The sequence below is a fragment of the Halomonas sp. LBP4 genome (assembly GCF_003202205.1).
Taxonomy (GTDB): domain Bacteria; phylum Pseudomonadota; class Gammaproteobacteria; order Pseudomonadales; family Halomonadaceae; genus Halomonas; species Halomonas flagellata.
Map to the genome: position 1 here is coordinate 251356 of NZ_PDOG01000002.1, position 19028 is coordinate 270383.

The 19028-nt window shown below is 61.1% G+C and carries 9 protein-coding genes and 1 pseudogene; 8 read left to right on the plus strand and 2 right to left on the minus strand.

Features of this window, described 5'->3' with window-relative positions; genetic code table 11:
• The first annotated feature begins 41 nt into the window (after positions 1-41).
• The 5 genes from CR157_RS08185 to guaA all read left to right on the plus strand — a co-directional run bounded on the left by CR157_RS08185 (position 42) and on the right by guaA (position 6437).
• Positions 42-710: a response regulator gene (locus CR157_RS08185; protein WP_110283064.1), complete on the plus strand. Its 669-nt coding sequence runs from the start codon at positions 42-44 to the stop codon at positions 708-710.
• Positions 707-2107, plus strand: coding sequence for a sensor histidine kinase (locus CR157_RS08190; RefSeq protein ID WP_110283065.1), 1401 nt, complete (start codon positions 707-709; stop codon positions 2105-2107). The genes CR157_RS08185 and CR157_RS08190 overlap by 4 nt, the downstream gene beginning before the upstream one ends.
• Positions 2104-3177 (plus strand): ABC transporter substrate-binding protein, encoded by a 1074-nt coding sequence (locus CR157_RS08195; protein ID WP_110283066.1) that lies wholly within the window; start codon positions 2104-2106, stop codon positions 3175-3177. The genes CR157_RS08190 and CR157_RS08195 overlap by 4 nt, the downstream gene beginning before the upstream one ends.
• Positions 3178-3294: 117 nt before the next feature.
• The gene (gene guaB / locus CR157_RS08200) at positions 3295-4764 is read left to right on the plus strand and encodes an IMP dehydrogenase (protein ID WP_110283067.1); all 1470 of its coding nucleotides are present in this window, start codon (positions 3295-3297) and stop codon (positions 4762-4764) included.
• 95 nt (positions 4765-4859) lie between these two features.
• Complete coding sequence (guaA, locus tag CR157_RS08205) at positions 4860-6437, plus strand: glutamine-hydrolyzing GMP synthase (RefSeq protein WP_110283068.1); 1578 nt, start codon at positions 4860-4862, stop codon at positions 6435-6437.
• A gap of 174 nt (positions 6438-6611) precedes the next feature.
• On the opposite strand, the pseudogene CR157_RS08210 reads toward guaA, so the two are convergent.
• Together CR157_RS08210 and CR157_RS22570 are read right to left on the minus strand one after the other, a co-directional pair.
• Positions 6612-7792: pseudogene (locus CR157_RS08210) on the minus strand (IS701 family transposase).
• A gap of 521 nt (positions 7793-8313) precedes the next feature.
• The gene (locus tag CR157_RS22570) at positions 8314-8451 is read right to left on the minus strand and encodes a hypothetical protein (RefSeq protein ID WP_181422004.1); all 138 of its coding nucleotides are present in this window, start codon (positions 8449-8451) and stop codon (positions 8314-8316) included.
• 107 nt (positions 8452-8558) lie between these two features.
• Here CR157_RS22570 and CR157_RS22205 point away from each other — a divergent pair, with 107 nt between their 5' ends.
• From CR157_RS22205 to CR157_RS08220, 3 genes are all read left to right on the plus strand, one after another.
• Entirely contained in the window at positions 8559-11603 is a 3045-nt protein-coding gene (locus CR157_RS22205; RefSeq protein ID WP_146218659.1) for a hypothetical protein, read from the plus strand.
• A 99-nt stretch (positions 11604-11702) separates the two neighbouring features.
• Positions 11703-17009 carry a DEAD/DEAH box helicase gene (locus CR157_RS08215; RefSeq protein ID WP_219999903.1) on the plus strand — a complete coding sequence of 1769 codons (5307 nt, stop codon included), beginning with the start codon at positions 11703-11705 and terminating at the stop codon, positions 17007-17009.
• A complete protein-coding gene (locus tag CR157_RS08220; RefSeq protein ID WP_110283069.1) occupies positions 17006-18970 on the plus strand; it encodes a DNA/RNA helicase in 1965 nt (654 codons plus the stop codon). Before CR157_RS08215 ends, CR157_RS08220 begins: the two co-directional genes overlap by 4 nt.
• Positions 18971-19028 lie beyond the last annotated feature (58 nt).

Consider the following 19028-nt stretch of genomic DNA (forward strand, 5'->3'; position numbering starts at 1 on the left):
AACCTGTCATCTCATCCCCGACACTGTGAGACTTTGGTCGCATGCGCCTGCTTGTCGTCGAGGACGACCCCCTCATCGCCCGCTCGCTGGACAACGCCCTGACCCCGCTGGGCAACACCGTCGAGGCCTTCGCCCGCTGCGCCGAGGCTCGCGCCGCGCTGCGCCACGATGCCTTCGACCTGATCCTGCTCGACCTGGGGCTGCCCGACGGCGATGGCCTGACGCTGCTCGGCGAGCTGCGCGAGCGCGGCGACACCACCCCGGTGCTGATCCTCACCGCCCGCGACGGCGTCGACGACCGGGTGCGCGGGCTCGACCTGGGCGCCGACGACTACCTGGCCAAGCCCTTCTCGCTCGCCGAACTCGAGGCGCGGGTGCGTGCCCTGTTGCGGCGCAGCCAGCAGCGCATCGACAACCGCCTGAGCCTGGGCGCACTGTGTTTCGACCCGGCCTCGGGGGTCGCCGCACTGAACGGCGAGCCTCTCGATCTGCCGCGTCGCGAGCTGCGCCTGCTGGAAGGCCTGCTGCTGCATGCCGGCAGCATCACCCCGCGCGAGCTGCTCGAGAACCGGCTGTTCGGCTTCGGCGAGGTGGGCTCCAACGCTCTGGAGGTCTACATCAGCCGGCTGCGCAAGCGCCTGCAGGGCAGTGGGCTGCGCATCCGCACCTTCCGCGGCCTGGGCTATCGTCTCGAGGAAGAGCCGCGGTGATCGAGGTCGACGGCACCCTGAAATCGCGCCTGGCGGTATGGTTACTGGTCACCGTGAGTGCACTCGGGGCGCTGCTGTTGATCGAGGCCTACGTCAGCTCCCAGCGTGCCGCCGAGCGCGCCTACGACAGCCAGCTCGAGGCCGCGGCGCTGACCATCGCCGAGGCGGTGCAATGGCAGGAGGGCCGGCCGGTGGTGGAGATTCCCGCCGCGGCGTTGCAGATCCTCGCCACCCGCCATCAGGAACGCGTCTTCTACGCGGTGCTCGATGCCGACGGACAGCGGGTCTCGACCAACCTGGATTTCCCCATCCCGGCCGACGGGCGCGAGCAGGTGGCCGAGCGGCCGGTGTGGACGAATGCCGACACCCCCGGCGCCGGCTGGCGCCTGCATGGGCGGGAATTCGATTCGGCCGGCTGGGAAACCCAGGACCCGGTGCAGATCTGGGTCGGTCACACCCTGGCCGGGCGCGAGGCGCTGGCCGGCGAGCTGTTCGAGCGCGCGGTGACCCGTTTCCTGGTCATGGTGCTGCTGGCCGGGCTATTGATGCTGCTGGCGATGCGCGTGGCGCTGACGCCCATGCGCCGGCTGCGCCAGCTGCTGCGCCAGCGCGAGGCCGACGACATGCGCCCGTTCGATGCCCGGGTGCCGGAGGAGATGCGCGAGCTGGCCGAGACCCTCGATACCCTGTTCGCCCGCCAGCGCGAGAGCCGCGATGCGCTGTTGCGCTTCACCGCCGATGCCAGCCATCAGCTCAAGACGCCGCTGGCCGGGCTGCAGAGCACCAGCGAGCTGGCGCTGAAGAGCCCCCGGCCCGACGAATGGCGCCGGGCGCTGGCGGCGGTCCACGGTGGGGCAGAACGCACCAGCCGCCTGGCGAACCAGCTGTTGAGCCTGGCGCGCCTGCGCCATGTCGCCGATGGCAGCGAGATGCGCCGCCTCGACCTGGCGGCGCTGCTGCGCGAGACCGTGCTCGACTGGGCCGAGCGCGATGTCGCCGGGGATCACGACCTGGGGCTCGCCGAACTGCCCGGCACGTCGTTGTTCATCCACGGCGAGCCCTGGGCGCTGCGCGAGCTGCTCGGCAACCTGATCGACAATGCGCTGCGCTACACGCCGCCGGGCAGCATGATCACCCTGGGCCTGGTGCGCCAGGCCGACGAGGTGGAGCTGTTCATCGAGGACGACGGGCCCGGCGTGGCCCCGGAGGTCCGAGAGCGCCTGCACCAACCCTTCGAGCGTGGCGGGCGCCAGGACACCCGCGGCTCCGGCCTGGGCCTGGCGATCGTCGACTCCATCGCCCGGCGCCATGGCGCCCGCCTGAGCCTGGCCGCTCGCGAGCCGCACGGGCTCCGGGTCGGCCTGCGCTTCCCCCTGTCACCGGAGGAGACGCCATGATCGCGCACTGCCGTAGCGTGCTGTTGGTTGGCCTGCTGCTGGCGCCGGCGGTGGGCGGGGCGGCGACGCCGCTGGTGGTCGAGGCGGCGCTGGACCGCGAGGTGGTCGCGCCGCTGCTGGAAGCCTTCGAGCAAGCGCATCCCGACATCGCCCTGGACTTCCGCGATCGCTCCACCCTGGAGGTCGACGAGCGCGTCGCCCAGGCCGAGCCGGCACCGGACGTGGTGATCAGCTCGGCCATGCCGTGGCAGATGGCGCGCGTCAACGAAGGCTATGCGCGGCGGCTGGACTCCGCCGCCGCGCGGGGCTGGCCGGAGTGGGCCAAGTGGCGTGACGAGGTGTTCGGCTTCACCTTCGAGCCGATCGTCATGGCTTACCGCCTCGACCTGTCGCGCCATATGATGCCGCCGGCCACCCATGCCGACCTGCATACCCTGTTGACCGAGCAGCTGGAGCTGCTACGGGGCCGGGTGACGACCTATTCCCCCTCGCGCAGCGGCGTGGGGTATACCCTGTTCCAGCAGGACGCCCGCTACACCACCCGTTTCTGGGACCTGGTCGCCGCCATGGGCGACGCCGAGGCCGTGCTGGAAGCCAATACCCGGGCCATGCTCGAGGGGATCAGCGAGGGGCGCTACTGGCTGGGCTACAACCTGCTGGGCTCCTACGCCATGGTGTGGGCCCAGGAGCACCCCGAGGTCGTCGTCCAGGTGCCCCAGGACTATTCGCTGGTGATGATGCGCATGGCCTTTATCCATCGCGACGCGCCGCAGCCGCGGGCCGCCGAGGCCTTCCTCGACTTCCTGCTCAGCCGCGACGGCCAGCGGGTGCTCGCCGGCCAGACGCCGCTGTTCAGCGTGCGTCCCGACGTGGTCGGCCCCTACACCGCCCAGCGCCTGCGCGATCAGGTCGGCGACCGTCTCTACCCCATTCCGCTCAATGCCTCGCTGCTGGCCTTCGTCGATCCCCAGCGCCGCGACGCCTTCATGGCTCGCTGGCAGCGCGAATTCGCGCGACGTTCGCAGCGCGCGGCCGCCGAGGCAGGGGGGCAGGCCCTGCAGGGTAGATGAGGGGATCCCGAAGGCCACGACACCACATTGCCGCCCCGGTCCCCTAGCCGTTATAATGGCTGATTAACTTCTCCACGCCCCCGTCTTCCCATCTGCTCAAAATGGGTGTTGCCGATTATGTTACGTATGGCCCAAGAAGCTCTTACGTTCGATGACGTCTTACTCGTACCCGGCTACTCCGAGGTCCTGCCCAAGGACGTCAGCCTGCGGACCCGCCTGACCCGCAACCTCTACCTGAACATCCCGCTCGTCTCGGCCGCCATGGATACCGTGACCGAAGCCCGCCTGGCCATCGCCATGGCCCAGGAAGGCGGCATCGGCATCATCCACAAGAACATGAGCATCGCCCAGCAGGCCGCGGAGGTGCGCAAGGTCAAGAAGCACGAGAGCGTGATCGTCAAGGACCCGGTCACCGTGGGCCCCAAGGCCAAGCTCGAGGACCTGCTGGCCATGGCCTCCGAGCACGGCTTCAGCGGCTTCCCGGTGGTCGAGGGCGAGACCCTGGTCGGCATCGTCACCCAGCGTGACATGCGCTTCCAGCCCAACCACGGCGACAGCGTCTACGACATCATGACCCCCCGCGACCACCTGGTCACCGTGACCGAGGGCACCCCGCTCGACGTGATCAAGGGCAAGATGCAGGAGCACCGCGTCGAGAAGATGCTGGTGGTCAATGACCAGTTCCACCTGCGCGGCCTGGTCACCTTCAAGGACATCGAGAAGGCGCGCACCTTCCCCTACGCCGCCAAGGACGCCGACGGCCGCCTGCTGGCCGGCGCCGCCGTGGGCACCGGCCCCGAGACGCCCGACCGCATTGCCGCCCTGGCCGAGGCCGGCGTCGACGCGATCATCATCGATACCGCCCATGGCCACTCCAAGGGCGTGGTCGACCGGGTGCGCTGGGCGAAGGAGCACTTCCCGCAGATCCAGGTGATCGGCGGCAATATCGCCACCGGCGAAGCGGCCAAGGCCCTGGCCGAGGCCGGCGCCGACGGCGTCAAGGTGGGTATCGGCCCCGGCTCCATCTGCACCACCCGCGTGGTGGCCGGCGTCGGCGTGCCGCAGATCACCGCGGTCTCCAATGTCGCCGCGGCGCTGGCGCCCTACGACATCCCGCTTATCGCTGACGGTGGCGTGCGCTTCTCCGGCGACCTGGCCAAGGCGATCGCCGCCGGGGCCAGCTGCGTGATGGTCGGCGGCCTGCTGGCCGGCACCGAGGAGGCCCCGGGCGAGGTCGAGCTGTTCCAGGGCCGCACCTACAAGGCCTACCGAGGCATGGGCTCCATGGGTGCCATGGCCCAGAGCCAGGGCAGCGCCGACCGCTACTTCCAGGACAAGAGCGAAGGCGCCGAGAAGCTGGTGCCGGAAGGCATCGAGGGCCGCGTGCCCTACAAGGGCGTGATGAGCGCCATCGTCCACCAGCTGATGGGCGGCCTGCGCGCCTCCATGGGCTACACCGGCTGCATCGACATCCAGGAGATGCGCACCAAGCCGGAGTTCGTGCAGATCACCGGCGCCGGCTTCGCCGAGTCCCACGTCCACGACGTGCAGATCACCAAGGAAGCCCCTAACTACCGCGCGGGTTAACCCAAGCTTGAAGCCGGAAGCTTGAAGCTGGAAGTGGCCGCGCCGCTTCCAGCTTTCCTGTTTCCGGGCCGTCTACCTCTCACGGGAAAGGCCAGATGACCGATATTCACGCCCACAAGATCCTGATCCTCGACTTCGGCTCCCAGTACACCCAGCTGATCGCCCGCCGCGTGCGCGAGATCGGCGTCTTCTCCGAGATCCGCGCCTTCGACATCACCGAGGCCGAGATCCGCGAGTACAACCCCAGCGGCATCATCCTCGCCGGCGGCCCGGAGTCGGTCATCGAGCTCGACTCGCCGCGCGCCCCGCAGTGCGTGTTCGAGATGGGCCTGCCGGTACTGGGCATCTGCTACGGCATGCAGACCATGGCCGAGCAGCTCGGCGGCGCCGTCGAGGGCTCCCACAAGCGCGAGTTCGGCTACGCCCAGGTGCGCGTCGACGAGGAGACCGCGCTGTTCAAGGACATCAAGGACCACGTCGACCGCGAGACCGGCCGCGGCCTGCTCGACGTGTGGATGAGCCACGGCGACAAGGTCGCCCGGGTGCCCGACACCTTCACCGTCACCGCCTCGACCCCGAGCTGCCCCATCGCCGCCATGGCCTGGGAGGAGAAGCGCTTCTACGGGGTGCAGTTCCACCCCGAGGTGACCCACACCCTGCAGGGCCAGCGCATCCTCGAGCACTTCGTGCTGGAGATCTGTGGCGCCGAGCGCCTCTGGACCCCGGCCCAGATCATCGAGGACCAGGTCGCCCGGGTGCGCGACCAGGTCGGCGACCGCCACGTGCTGCTCGGCCTCTCCGGCGGCGTCGACTCCTCGGTGGTGGCTGCGCTGCTGCACAAAGCGATCGGCGACCAGCTGACCTGCGTGTTCGTCGACAACGGCCTGCTGCGCAAGGCCGAGGGCGACCAGGTGATGGAGACCTTCGCCCAGCACATGGGCGTCAAGGTGATCCGCGTGGACGCCGAGGCGCTGTTCCTCGGCAAGCTCGAGGGCGAGGCCGACCCCGAGGCCAAGCGCAAGATCATCGGCAACACCTTCATCGAGGTGTTCGACGACGAGGCCAGCAAGATCGAGGGCGTCGACTTCCTGGCCCAGGGCACCATCTACCCCGACGTGATCGAATCCGCCGCCAGCAAGACCGGCAAGGCCCACGTGATCAAGTCGCACCACAACGTCGGTGGCCTGCCCGAGACCATGAAGCTCAAGCTGGTCGAGCCGCTGCGCGAGCTGTTCAAGGACGAGGTGCGCAAGCTGGGCCTGGAGCTCGGCCTGCCCTACGACATGGTCTACCGCCACCCCTTCCCGGGGCCGGGCCTCGGCGTGCGCATCCTCGGTGAGGTGAAGAAGGAGTACGCCGACATCCTGCGCGAGGCCGACGCCATCTTCATCGAGGAGTTGCACAAGGCCGACTGGTACCACAAGACCAGCCAGGCCTTCGCCGTCTTCCTGCCGGTGAAGTCCGTGGGCGTGGTCGGCGACGGCCGCCGCTACGAATGGGTCATCGCCCTGCGCGCCGTGGAGACCATCGACTTCATGACCGCCCGCTGGGCCCACCTGCCCTACGAGCTGCTGGAGAAGGTCTCCAACCGCATCATCAACGAGCTCAGCGGCGTTTCCCGCGTCACCTACGACGTCAGCAGCAAGCCGCCCGCGACGATCGAGTGGGAGTGAGGAGGGGCTAGTACTACAGTCGTAACTATTGCAATGATCGTTCATCTATTGCCATCCGGGCTTGCTGCTGCCGACAGTGGCACTGCCAAGCCCGATACTGATGCTTTCGTCGCCAATCCGACCAGTGAAGCGCATGTGACAAGGCTTGTTGTCCTTGCCATAGCCATCGCGCTATCAGCCGCCTGAGCTCGGGGAGTGTCCACTGGATCCTGTCGGACACAGTTTTTTTTGCTGTTGGCTCGCCTGCTGAATCGCCACCAGTAAGGCATGGGCCAACAGCGACAAGGTGATGTGGCGATGCCAGCTTCCCCATCGCCTCACTTCATAGTCATCCAGACCGCATTCTCCCTTGGCCGTCTGAAAACCTTGCTCGATTTTCCAGCGTTGACCCGCTACCCGAACCAGGGTCTCGATCAACGCCCAGTCCAGGGAGCATGGACCACATAATAGGCCAGCTCATCCGGCTTCGAGAGACTGCGTCGGATCAGGAGATAGTGTCCCCAACGACGTACCTCTTCCGAGGGCTGCAGCCTCATCAGGGGCGCCAAGGCCCAGTCGTACCAGCGTTCCCCCTTGCTGCCCGAGCCAGCGGCCAATGTCTGCCATTCATCATCCGGTAGTGTCGCCGCGATCTCGTCAGCTCGCGTGTACTGGAAGCTCTTCCACCACAGGGGTTCGTTGCAAGACACTTATAAAACAAATGGTTGCAAGCGTTCTTCCAACCAGGGGCGCAGGCTGCGGTTGCCACCATAGACGGTATCCCCCGTCACCCAGGAGGCCGGTATCCCCTGGTCCAGCGCGCGCTCCAGCATGCGGCGGGCGAGCTCTGGTTTGCTGGCAAATTCGACGTCATCGGGAATCCCGGCACGCCGACAACGCTCACGCTCCTGTGTCCAGGACTTGGGCAAGTAAAGGGCTCGATCCAGGAAGGCATGCCCTGCCGGACTGGCGTGGAGCAGAAAGACCCCGATCTGACTATTTTCGATACGGCCGGCGGTGCCACTATACTGGCGTTGCACACCAGCCGAGTGCTGACCTTTCTTGATAAAGCCGGTCTCGTCCAGGATCAGGACACCTTCAGGAGAGCCCAGCGTATCGGTGACCCATTGGCGGAGGACATCGCGTGCCGCCTCCGCATCCCAACGGGCTCGATCCAACAGGTACTGCACTCCATCCGGGGACGCATCCCCGAGCCACTCGGCGAGGTGCCAGCCATTCTTTCGTTCGCACTGACTGAGCAGCCCCTGGAGGTAACGTAGTGCGCGAGCGCGCGTTTCCGAACGTGGAAAGAGCGGGCCTAATCGATCCGCAAGGTCATCCAACAATGCTGAGACTGAGAGAGCCTGCGCTTGCATCCTTCACCGTGTGATCGCTTCCATATCAATGACATGCATTGTAGCTTATTCAGTTACGACTGTAGTACTAGGAAGAACGCCTGACGCAGCTGAGCTGACCGAGAGCAAGGGCCTACCAAAGGGTAGGCCCTTTTTCTTTGCAATCTGTTACGTAGTCTTGTGTACTGGGGCTAAGGCCGCAAAGACGGCTGCCGATAGAAGCAGAAGGAGTGAATACGCAGACAAGGACTGTCTCAGGGAAACGATGTTACCCCCGGGCGGTAGCGTGCCTGCTTCCTAAAATTGTAGCCGATGTGCTTACCTCCTTTTCGCTAGCTGTGATCTCTTGTAGGTTTGAAGTAGATCCCATCCTTCGGATCAGCTGAAAGGCAATATAAGCACAGGTTGGGCTTCATCGGCGTCAGGCCGGCTGGGTCAGTTGTTGAGGGAAGTTCAGGTGTATCATCGCCCATTCCCATGATGTGATCGCTCCCGATTGTATCAGGCGAAGTAGCGCTCCAGCTCTTGTCGCCCACATCTAGTTAGGCCGGTGGATGTGCAGACATCTTGCCGGTGGCGTTGTCTATCAGCTCGTACTTCCACTGGAGCTCCATGGACTCGAAGCGGACGGCCAGTTTCGAGATGGTTTCGTCACTCTTCAGGTCGGCGATAGTCGCCATTGGCCTTGAACTCCCTGCTGTACTGCCGACGTTTCTTATTAATGATGAGGCTTTCCTAGTCGGCATGATCAGAGCTAAGCGCTGGTACGATTTTGAGGGGCCACTTTATGCTATCAAATCAATATGCGAGCGTTAATAATGCCTTGAACGCGTATTTTTTTTATGGGCGTTTCGCAATGATGCCTATTTACCTTGATCTTGAAGGAGATGCCAAGGAGTGGATTGCGGCGAAGCTTGATATTGAACCAAAAAAAATCGGAGATTTTGTTGGTAGAAGTGTTGCAGAAACTCTGAGATTTGACAAGGCCGATCCGTACCATCAGCAATTAGCGTGGCTACAGGATTGGAGCCTGAAAGGACGTAAAGAACCTCCACCGTTTACAGCCCTTCTTTGTGCATTTTCAATCGCTGCGGAACGTATGTGTGCCGATGAAAATTTTTCAGCCAACAACTACACGCAAAGGTTATTCGATTTGCTGGAAGTCTCAAGCCTCACTCATCAAGGGAAGCTTAAGCAGCATGCCAAGGCGACACGACAGTTTTGGCGAGCACTAAATATTTGGCTTTCTGAGAACGACTATGAGCTTGGTAGGCCGACTGCTCAGCAGGTTAATAGTTGGAAGTACGCAAGCTATGCTCTCTCCCAGGCACTTGTGCGTGACGGAGATCGGCAGCGTTTTTCTAGGCTCTTCGAGAAAATGCATCTCATTCCAGGCGAGAAAGTTTCGGAAGCCGAAATGCTCTTGTACCTGCACGAGTGGATGTGCGGTGAGGGTCCAACGACCTGGATGAAGAAGATCTGGGCAGTCACGGATCTCCGTGACAGGGTGGTGGCCGCAGCACTTGACGAGTTCAAGGCCTGGTCGCCGGGGGGGCGAGTCACCCGCGAGGGTCCCGGTCGGGCTAGGTTTCAATGGAAGCTTGAGTTTTCCGGTTTCCCAAGAAGGCGTGCCTCGCTAGTGCTCCATGCGGTAGGAAACGCTAGCACGGAACCGTTGCGGCTTAATAGTGTGTCCAACATAGTGGTCCGGCGTGCCTTTGATGGTCTGGATGGAGAGCTACGTCTCATAGAGGAAACCGAGCCAGGCTTCCGCTTCCTTGGGCCTGTTAGCGATATTGATATTAACTGCCTTCTTCTTGGATCGGCGGTCTTTGTCGGAGAGTTAACAGGGATCCAATACACCTACACGGCTAAGCCTATAATAGTCTTTTCCCGCTCTGAAGATGATCCGGGCTATCGAGAGGTGCAGCGCGCTAATCTCTTCTATGAGCACGCGTTAATGTGCCACAAGTCTTGGATCGAGAAGGTAGAGGGTCACCTCGCTGAGTGCGCTCGGCCAGGTTACACAGTTTTACGTCCGGGGGGGATTCCGGGAATTCCCGAGGATTGGTTTATCCTTCGGGGAGTGGAGTTTATACGCGCAGTCAATAACGCCCACGAGAGCCTCTATGGATTGAACCCGATCAGCGGCCAGGCATCGGTTGCCGCGGTTGGGGGATTAAAGCTCGGCCCGAGCGTTTGGCATGCCGACTGGCCCCCGCGAGTCGAGGCGCGTTCTGACCGCGAAGGTTCCAAGCTGTTACTCGTCCTTGAAACCCTTGGGCTCGCCGACAAGATCCTACGTACGGCCGAGGCGCAGGGCGATTTCATGGAAACAGGGTTCGAGCCTGGCGATGAACTAGAAGGCGCTAATGCGCGCGCTGTTGTTATTACAACTGCAACCGAGCTCTCCGAGGCGGGGTTGTCGTTTCGTTCAGCCAACACGCCACGTCCACTTGGGCGGCAGCAACTCTCCCATCTCCTTTCTAAGGAAGGCTACTTATCATTCTCAGCCCAGAAAATCGCTAGGTTAACGGATGATCCGGTAGGGCTGAAGGGAGCTACTATTCTTGGCGAGTTGTCTGAAGGGGGAGAACCGGATGACCGTGATGGAATTTTACATGTTTGTGAAGAGATCCCTGTCGGCGAGGCCGAGATAGAAAGCCAAGTCGCATGGAAGACAGGGGGGGGGCGCTCTAGTGAAGCACCAGAATCCTGCGTTATTCGTGGATACCACAGCTGGGAGGTCGAGCCCTTTGAAAAGGGGGACGACAGATATGAGGCCAAGCGCATGCACTGTAAGACATGCGGCCTTCAAACTCTCTCCCGTTCCCGAAAGGTTGCGAAACGCAATGTCTGGGGGATGAACGGGATAGACTGCGGGGCGACGCGCAGGAAGGCGCCAATCGAAACCGTGCCGGTAATCAAAAGTGAGGTTCCGGGCTCACCTAGTATCGTGCTCGATGGTCTCTGCTACCTCGGGAGTGGTGGGTGGCACACCTTCCAGCGCTTAGCCGGCCTCTTGCATGAAGAGCCTTGGTATCCCACACAATTGGCATCGGAGCTGCTTGCTCTAGGACATATCGACACGATCGAGGATCGACCCGGAAGGATCAGCGAATGGCAAGTCGCACCCCCGGCCCTCGTGGTAGTAGGTGCTTCCAGTTGCTATCTCGCTGGTTTCCACTCGAGCGATTTCATCGCATTGATCGATCGAATTCTGACCGCGGGGGGAGGCCGCTATTCGCCGATTAGCAACACGGGATCGCTGCCTGTTCATCGCTGGGACGATGTCTCTGACGAGCTGCTAGAAAATCTTGCAAGGGATGTGCGCGATCCGCATGGACGCGCACCGATGATATCCCGGTCAACTGGTGCCAAGATTGCGGCGAATCTCGCGGGGCTCTGGTCATATCTGGAAGATGCGCCAGTCATTCATCTCGAAGCGCGTGAAGCTGCCTTCAGGTTCAACCCAGTGCGTGCTCGCTGGGAACGATCGGACGGCACTGCGAGCCCCGGTGCCTACAAGGTCGACTTGCATGGAAGCCGTTTTTTCTACAGGGACTTGGCGGGAGTTGCCAGAGAAACTGGCTTCGCCGTGGCGAAGGCACTCGATGCGCGTAGAAATGGCGTGAAGCTCCACAGCTACGATCCTGTAAAGGGTGTCCTTACCAGTGCGCTCGGTTGTGAGCCGCCAGGGCTCTATGCTCGAGCACTCGTCACGGCGAGTGGGCGCCTACCGGAACGAGCAGATGGCAGAAGCATATACCGGGGAGTACCACCCGAGGTCGGGCTTGTCATCATGAAGAAGCTCTACGAGGGAGAGGAGTAAGTATGGGTAAGACAACACCGGCAGAGGTTCTGAATTATATTCAGGAAGCCTACCACAAGTACTATGACAGCGCGTTCTGGATGCGCGACGAGGCCGATCATGCGGGAACGCCGCGACCTCCTCGACAACCCCGGTTTTACAGCACAGGAAATACTACTCGAGGCCGTGCTGGCGTACCCTTCCGAAGTGCCGATCGCCGAGGCTTGCAAGAGGGCGAGTCTTCCAGCCGGCGTCGAGGAACATCTGGGCCGTGTAGTCTTTGGCGAGAATTACAAGCTTCGCAGGCATCAGGCCCAGTCCCTCGTTACCTCTCTCGTCGCGAACGATGCAATACAGCGAAACGTGGTGGTTACCTCCGGAACTGGCTCAGGGAAAACAGAGAGTTTTCTTGTCCCCGTGATTGCGCGGCTGCTGGCGGAGCGCCTCCGCGGAGTAGGTACTGGAGGAATCCATCCATGGTGGAACGGCCATTGGTCGCAGGAGGATCAATGGTCTGGAATGCGCTCACGGGTCAGTGGGGGCCCATCGCCCGCCGTTCGTGCGATGCTGCTTTATCCGACTAACGCCCTCGTCGAAGATCAGGTTTCACGACTGCGGCGCGCAGCAGGGCGAGCCTGTGACATCCACGGGGCACCGCTTTTCTACTTTGGTCGGTACACAGGTGCGACACCGGGCGGCACATTCTTTCCGGATGGGAGGCTGAATGCAAGAGATCGCCACGAGGTGGGTAACGTGGCGCAGGAAATCCGGAGGATCGCGCAGGAGGCGGCTAGCCTTGCCAACCGCGATGAGGAGATTCGAGGTCAGTTCCAAGATCCTTATCGTGGCGAAATGCTTACACGTTGGGACATGATCGATGCTCCACCTGATATCCTCATCACCAATATCTCGATGCTGAACGTTATGCTTATGCGCGGCCACGAGGCGCGGATATTCGAAGAGACACGGAAATGGCTCGCGGCCTCCGAGGATAACCACTTCTCACTAGTTGTCGATGAGTTACATGGCTACCGCGGCACAGCTGGGACCGAGGTCGCCCTCGTCGTGCGCAACTTACTTCTCAGGCTGGGTCTCGAACCAGGCTCCCCCCAGCTACGTTGCCTCGGCACGAGCGCCTCGCTCGACGGAGAAGAGGGCAGGGAATACCTTGAGCAATTCTTCGGCGTGGATCGCAAGACTTTCGCGGTCTATCCTGGTGAACCGCGCATGCCGGTACACGATCTCCCAATCAAGGAAGAAGACATCCTCGAATACGCCGAAGCCGCCGTAAAGGGTGACGAGAAAGCGCTCGACTCGATTATCGCGCAGGTGCCGCCGCGCGAGACGCTCGGAGCTGCAATCCTCGAGGCGGGAGCGGGCGCGCCGGTGCGCATCTCTAGGGTCAAGGAGGCTCTGTTCGGAGAGGATGCCAGCCAGCTCGCCTTTGACGCTGTCCTGCGCGCTGCCGACCGGGAAGTCTCCAAATCTCACGAGGCCCCCTTGCCATCGTTCCGGACGCACATGTTCCTGCGCCAGATTCAGGGGATCTGGGCCTGTTCCAACACAACATGCGATCAGGTAGAAGAGCATTATCGTCACAAGGATCGGCATATCGGAAAGCTTTTCAAGCACCCAGCCATCAAGTGTGGATGCGGCGGGCAAGTGCTTGAGCTCCTGTACTGCTACGATTGTGGCGAGGCCTACCTCGGTGGTTATGTGACGCCACGCTCTAATGGTAGCGAGGAAGGAGAAACCTTTCTTGAGTCTGGGCCGACTGGTCTCTCAGAAACCGGGCCTGGCCTTGTCAATGAGCGACCACATTCTAAGTTCCGGTGGTACTGGCCTGGCAAGAGAGTAACGCCGCAGGGAGATGCGTCGTGGGGGCATATGGACCCAGCCACAAAGAAGAAAAAGCAATTCGGCTTAGTCGATGCCTGCTACAAGCCGCTTTACGGCCACCTTGCCAAGGCCATGCCGGGCGACCAAGTGACAGGGACAATGTTCCAAGTGCCAAGTGGCGTGAATGCGCCAGCTCTACCAGAGAGGTGCCCGGCCTGCGAGTCCAAGCGAAGCCAGCACCGGATTCTCAAGTCCTTCTTCTCTGGAAGCCGCGTGAATAGTCCCATACGCGGTCTCCGGACCGGTCTTAACGTCACGACACAGATCATCGCAGACCGCGCGGCTACTAAACTCGGCACAGCGAGCCGGGCGGCACCAATGATCGCTTTCACGGATAGCCGGGACGACGCGGCAGATGTTGCTGCCGGCCTGGAGCTCAACCATTTCCGCTCCCTCCTGAGGCAACTCGTTTTCCAGGCACTCGAACCCACGGCTGTATTCACGCTCGACGAGGCGAAGACTGTTGCCACTAAGCTTCAAAGAGAAGAATCACTTAGTGCCGAGGAAGAGGAGATTGCCCGTGTAATTCTGGATCGCGGAGAGGACGATCGTATGGCGCTATTCCTGATTCATCAGGATCTGGCGAATTCCGATCAGATAAAACTCGTTTCACGTTTCGAAAAAGAAGTGGTCAACTCCAAGGCGGTGAGCTGGAGCGCACTCGTATCCCGTGTAATGAATCGACTCCTCGAGCTCGGAGAAAACCCGCGTGGAACCGATGCGTCTCGGCAAGAGATCGAAGGTGAACCCTGGTGGCGTTTCTTTGACCTAACAAGGCCAGATGGCATTGAGCAATTGGAACCTGATGTAGAAAGCAAAGGTCGAGAGATAGCAAGGTCCGATCTTTCCGCGCTCTTGGCTGCGGCGCTCTTCGACGCGGGCGGGCGCGATCTCGAGACACTCGGCATGGCCTACGTTGCTCCCTCAGGTGACTATTCCGTACGCCTGCGTCTTTCTCCGGAGCGGGCACACGAGGTTCTGGCAAACATCACACGGCTTCTGGGGCAGGCGCGCCTCTTTACCGGCGGAGGTAGCAGCCAGTCCTCGATGAAAATCCCCGCGCCTGTTCGTCGCTACCTTGAGAAGGTTGCCCCCCTCGTCAGCCGGGAGGCAAATGAGTTTGGTGAGGCGATCGGAGAACTCCTGCGAGATTACGAGATCATCAACGAGAGCTGGGTGCTACGGGTCGATCGTCATTCGAGCCTCAAGCTTGAGCTCCGACCGATATCCGGCGGGCTCTCGCGGTGCAAGAAATGCTCGCGGGTCTCGGCTAACGTTAAGTTGCCTGCGTGTACTTCGGCACACTGTATCACGAGCGGTTTCGATTCGATCGCGGAACCAGAGGAGGACTACTACCGCTGGCTTTCGAGTGAGCCAGCGCATCGCCTCAACGTCGAAGAGCTTACTGGCCAGACGAAACCTCTCAAGGAACAGCGGCGACGGCAGCGACTGTTCAAGGAGGCCTTCCTCGAGGGAGAGAAGCCTGAGGTCCACGGTATTGATGTCCTGAGTGTCACCACTACGATGGAGGTGGGGGTAGATATCGGCTCGCTCGAACTCGTGATGATGGCTAACATGCCGCCGCAGCGCTTTAACTACCAGCAACGCGTGGGTCGCGCGGGCCGGGCTGGCCAAAGTTTCTCCTACGCGTTGACGATCTGCCGGGGTGGCTCGCACGATGATTTCTACTATGCCAATCCTGAACGGATAACGGGCGATACTCCCCCGCAGCCTTACCTCGACCTCTCTCGGCCTGAGATCGTTAAACGCGTGGCCGCAGCTGAGACCCTACGCCGAGCCTTTGGCTCGCAAACCGAACCTCCAGGCAGAAGTGCCTCGACTCATGGGGCGTTTGGTTTGGCTCCCGAATGGGAGAGCACCTACAAGGTTCATGTTGCGGACTGGCTTGCGCATGCGGACGAAGTCACGACCGTGGTCAATGCGCTTTGCTATTGCGCGCCGCTAGAGCCGGACGAGGTGTGGGCGATCGAAACCTATTGCCGAGAAGAACTGGCAGGCAAGGTTTCGGAAGTCGTGGCCAATAGTCGTTACATCCAGTCTGAGCTGAGTGAGCGACTTGCTACAGCCGGGGTCTTGCCGATGTTCGGCTTTCCATCCCAGGTGCGGAGTCTCTTCCGTTCCAAGAACGGCGCTCGGCTCGACGACATGGTGCTGAGTGACCGGCCTCTCGACCACGCAGTCTGGGCGTTCTCACCCGGCTCGGAGGTTCCCAAGGATAAGCAGATTCACACCGTGTGCGGCTTCGAGCTGATGCGAGAGGTGGGGGGGCGCATACAAAGCGATCCGGACCCGCTCGGCCAAGCCCTGCGCTTCTCGAAATGCAGCGATCTCGACTGCGCCAACATCATGCAAGACGTTGTCGAGACCTGTACTGTATGCAGCCAGTTTGCGGAACCCTTCGATCTTTACCAGCCAAAGGGCTTTGTGACGTCGCCAGGTGAACCAAGGGATTACGATGGGCAACGGCAACGTGGTCCTGCCCTGAAGCCACCTGTCTTGGCGTTCGAACCGGACTACGACAACGGATTTGATCTCGGTCCTTTGCGAGTCGTAGGCACTTCAGACAAGCCTATTGCTCTCGTGAACACTGGTCCCAGCGGCGAGCTCTTCAAATTCCGTCGCAAGATCCAGGCAATGGTCGTGAACGATGAGCATCTCTACAGGGACGCGCCGCCTTACCAGAACTTGACCGGGGACCCTGAGGCCGTCGGGGCAATAGGCGCGGTCTTCCGCACCGACGTGATGACACTTCTACCGAATAACTTACCCGGTGTCGGATACAACGGGGTGCTGGATGTGGAAGGCCAGAAGGCAGCAGGCCCGGCCCTAACCTCCTTCGCGGAGTTCTTGAAAAACGCGGCGGCAGTTGACCTCGATGTTGACCCAGCCGAACTCAAGGTGGGTACACAGAGATGGCGAATGGACAACTGCATTACTCGGCAGATATATGTGGCTGATTCTCTAGAGAACGGAGCTGGCTACAGCCGCTATATCTGTAGGTCGGATCGGCTCGAGAAGCTTATCCGCAGTCATTACGAGAAAGTGAAGGAGAACTGGACAGCCCCAGCGCATGCCGATTGCGATAAATCTTGTCCCGATTGCCTAAGGAACTACAATAACCGTTTCCTGCATGCTGCGCTCGACTGGCGTCTTGCACTTGACATGGTGGAGCTTGTCCTTGGCGAATCGCTAGATACTGGCAGGTGGCTAGGAAGGGCAGATGAGATCGGGCAGCGTTTTGCGGAGCTCTGCAACGCAGATGGCGGCAGTGTACGCGTCGAGCAAGCTGATAGCCTGATCGCCGTCACCGTCGGCAATCGCCTTTCCCTCGTTTTATCCCACCCGCTCTGGCATACGCGGGAAGGTTTGGCGCACGATCGACAAGTCAACGCCAAGTTCGAGCTCCAAGCGAATCACGGGGCCGGCCTAGTGGTGGAATTTGTTGATGTTCGTGACCTTGTGCTTCATCCGCAGGCCTATGTGATCAAGATGCTGGAGGCCGCATGATCGAGCTATTTGGAGCCGAGGGAACGAGCGAGTACCGTGTTGCCGTCATGGTCCGCAACGCGCTAGAAGCTCTGTGGCCGGGTGTCTCGACGACGCCCCACGAGCAGGATGATATCCGGATCGCGGTCAGCACTAAGCTAGCTGGCTACAAGGTGCAAGACATAGACATCGTGCTGGCCGGGAGATTGGCGAGGCAAAGATATTTTAGGCCAACGCGAGTGATTCGCGGTAGCTCAGGGAACCGACTGAATGCTCAACCAATTCTTGTCGAAAGCTTCGTAATTGCGATCGAGGTAAAGGATCATGCCGATAACTTTGTCAGGATCATCGATGATCAAGTTGAAGTTCGTTACTCACGGGACGGGTCGTTGAAGTGGAAGAGCGCTACGGACCAGAATGTGAGCCAGATGCATGCGGTTAAGGACTACCTCGCCGACATGCACGTCGACGTATTCGCGCGCCGCTGTATGGTTTTCCCAAGCCTAGCCTCGATCACGGCCCCGAGCGCGGTTGCCACGGGCTTTAACGGGCACCAGCTTTTAACTGCAGCGTCGACCTCGTCGAGGCTTCTCGAGCGGAGGGGGCAAGGGGTACTGTCGGCGGGGCGCCGCGAGAACATGGAAAGGGTCCTAGCCGCTCCTATCTTCAGGGTGACGATTCCAACGCGGCTAGACCGGGAGCGCATGGAACGACTGATGAGCATTAATCCAGCAGTTGACGAGGTCTTGGCGACCCTCGGTGTGGGAACGGTCTTCGTTCGTGGCTACGGCGGTACCGGCAAGACTGTCCTGATTCTACAGGCTGCCTGGAAAATCTTCCGGCAGGAAGGAAAGAGGTCGCTCATCCTTACTTACAATCACGCGTTAGCAGCTGACATGCGTAGGCTCACGGCGCTCATGAATATTCCCGCCTCCGTGGAGGAGGGTGGGATCCGTATCGGCACTGTGATGTCTTTTCTCTACAAGTGGTTTGCGCGGCTTCACCTCATCGATGGGGATGAACTCGATTACGCGCGATACCCAGAGCTCTGCGCCTCGGCTGTCGAAATGTTTTGTGAGGGCGCGGTCAGGCGGGATGACATCGAGGAGATCGTGGCTTCCGATCCCGATGCCTTTGACTTTGACCAGATCTTCGTGGACGAGGGGCAGGACTGGCCAGAAGGAGAGACGGCTCTCCTGAAGGAGCTTTATAGTCCAACGCGCCTATGCGTGGCCGACGGCGTTGACCAACTCACTCGCGGTCAGCGCGCCAACTGGAAATCCGGACTGCCACGTGAAGCGTGCAAGACCCTCCCATTACCAACTTGCTTGCGGCTCAAGCGCAACCTCTCGCTCTTCGTCGACGCCTTGGCTAAGGTGACGGGCATGGGATGGGAGGCCGAGCCCAACCCAGCAGCCGGCGGCGGCGAAGTGATCGTGCTTTGCAGGCCCTACGGACAAGCAAAGGATCTTCATGACGAGATCGTCGCGGCCCTGCACGCCGATGGAAACTCTGCGGTCGATATGCTTTTTTGCGTCCCACCGACGCGAGTGAACGAGGCGGGTGGCAGGCGAGACAGCGATATGGCTCGCTTGTTAGAGGGCTGGGGGCAACCGTGCTGGGACGGGGTTGACCCCCGGTCTCGGCTAGATTTTCCTCGCTCGGCTGACAAGGCGAGGGTAGTCCAGTATGCTTCCTGCCGGGGCCTTGAGGGCTGGACGGTAGTGCTCGACGGATTCGATGAGTTTCTAGACTGGGCGGCGAGACAGAAACTGAAGATAGAGCTGACCGAGGAGGAACATGAGGGGTTCGTCGATCTTGGTATGGCCGCTGAGCGAGAGGCCTGGCAATGGGGGATGGTAGCGCTTACTCGACCAATCGACACTCTAGTGATCCAGCTTGCCGATAAGGAAAGTCATTTTAGTCGACAATTGATTGATATGGTTTCGAATTTCCCTGATTTCGCCCGCCTAGTTGAGTAACTCTTTTGGGGTTTTTTGAACACTTGAAGCAGTACCCACAGGGCCAGACAGCGGCTTG

What these genes read in the sequence shown, in the direction of transcription:
- CR157_RS08195 (WP_110283066.1), top strand. Translation starts at nt 2,104, where the DNA reads ATGATCGCGCACTGCCGTAGCGTGCTGTTGGTTGGCCTGCTGCTGGCG.
- guaB (WP_110283067.1), top strand. Translation starts at nt 3,295, where the DNA reads ATGTTACGTATGGCCCAAGAAGCTCTTACGTTCGATGACGTCTTACTC.
- guaA (WP_110283068.1), top strand. Translation starts at nt 4,860, where the DNA reads ATGACCGATATTCACGCCCACAAGATCCTGATCCTCGACTTCGGCTCC.
- CR157_RS22205 (WP_146218659.1), top strand. Translation starts at nt 8,559, where the DNA reads ATGCTATCAAATCAATATGCGAGCGTTAATAATGCCTTGAACGCGTAT.
- CR157_RS22570 (WP_181422004.1), bottom strand. Translation starts at nt 8,451, where the DNA reads ATGGCGACTATCGCCGACCTGAAGAGTGACGAAACCATCTCGAAACTG.
- CR157_RS08215 (WP_219999903.1), top strand. Translation starts at nt 11,703, where the DNA reads ATGCGGGAACGCCGCGACCTCCTCGACAACCCCGGTTTTACAGCACAG.
- CR157_RS08220 (WP_110283069.1), top strand. Translation starts at nt 17,006, where the DNA reads ATGATCGAGCTATTTGGAGCCGAGGGAACGAGCGAGTACCGTGTTGCC.
- CR157_RS08185 (WP_110283064.1), top strand. Translation starts at nt 42, where the DNA reads ATGCGCCTGCTTGTCGTCGAGGACGACCCCCTCATCGCCCGCTCGCTG.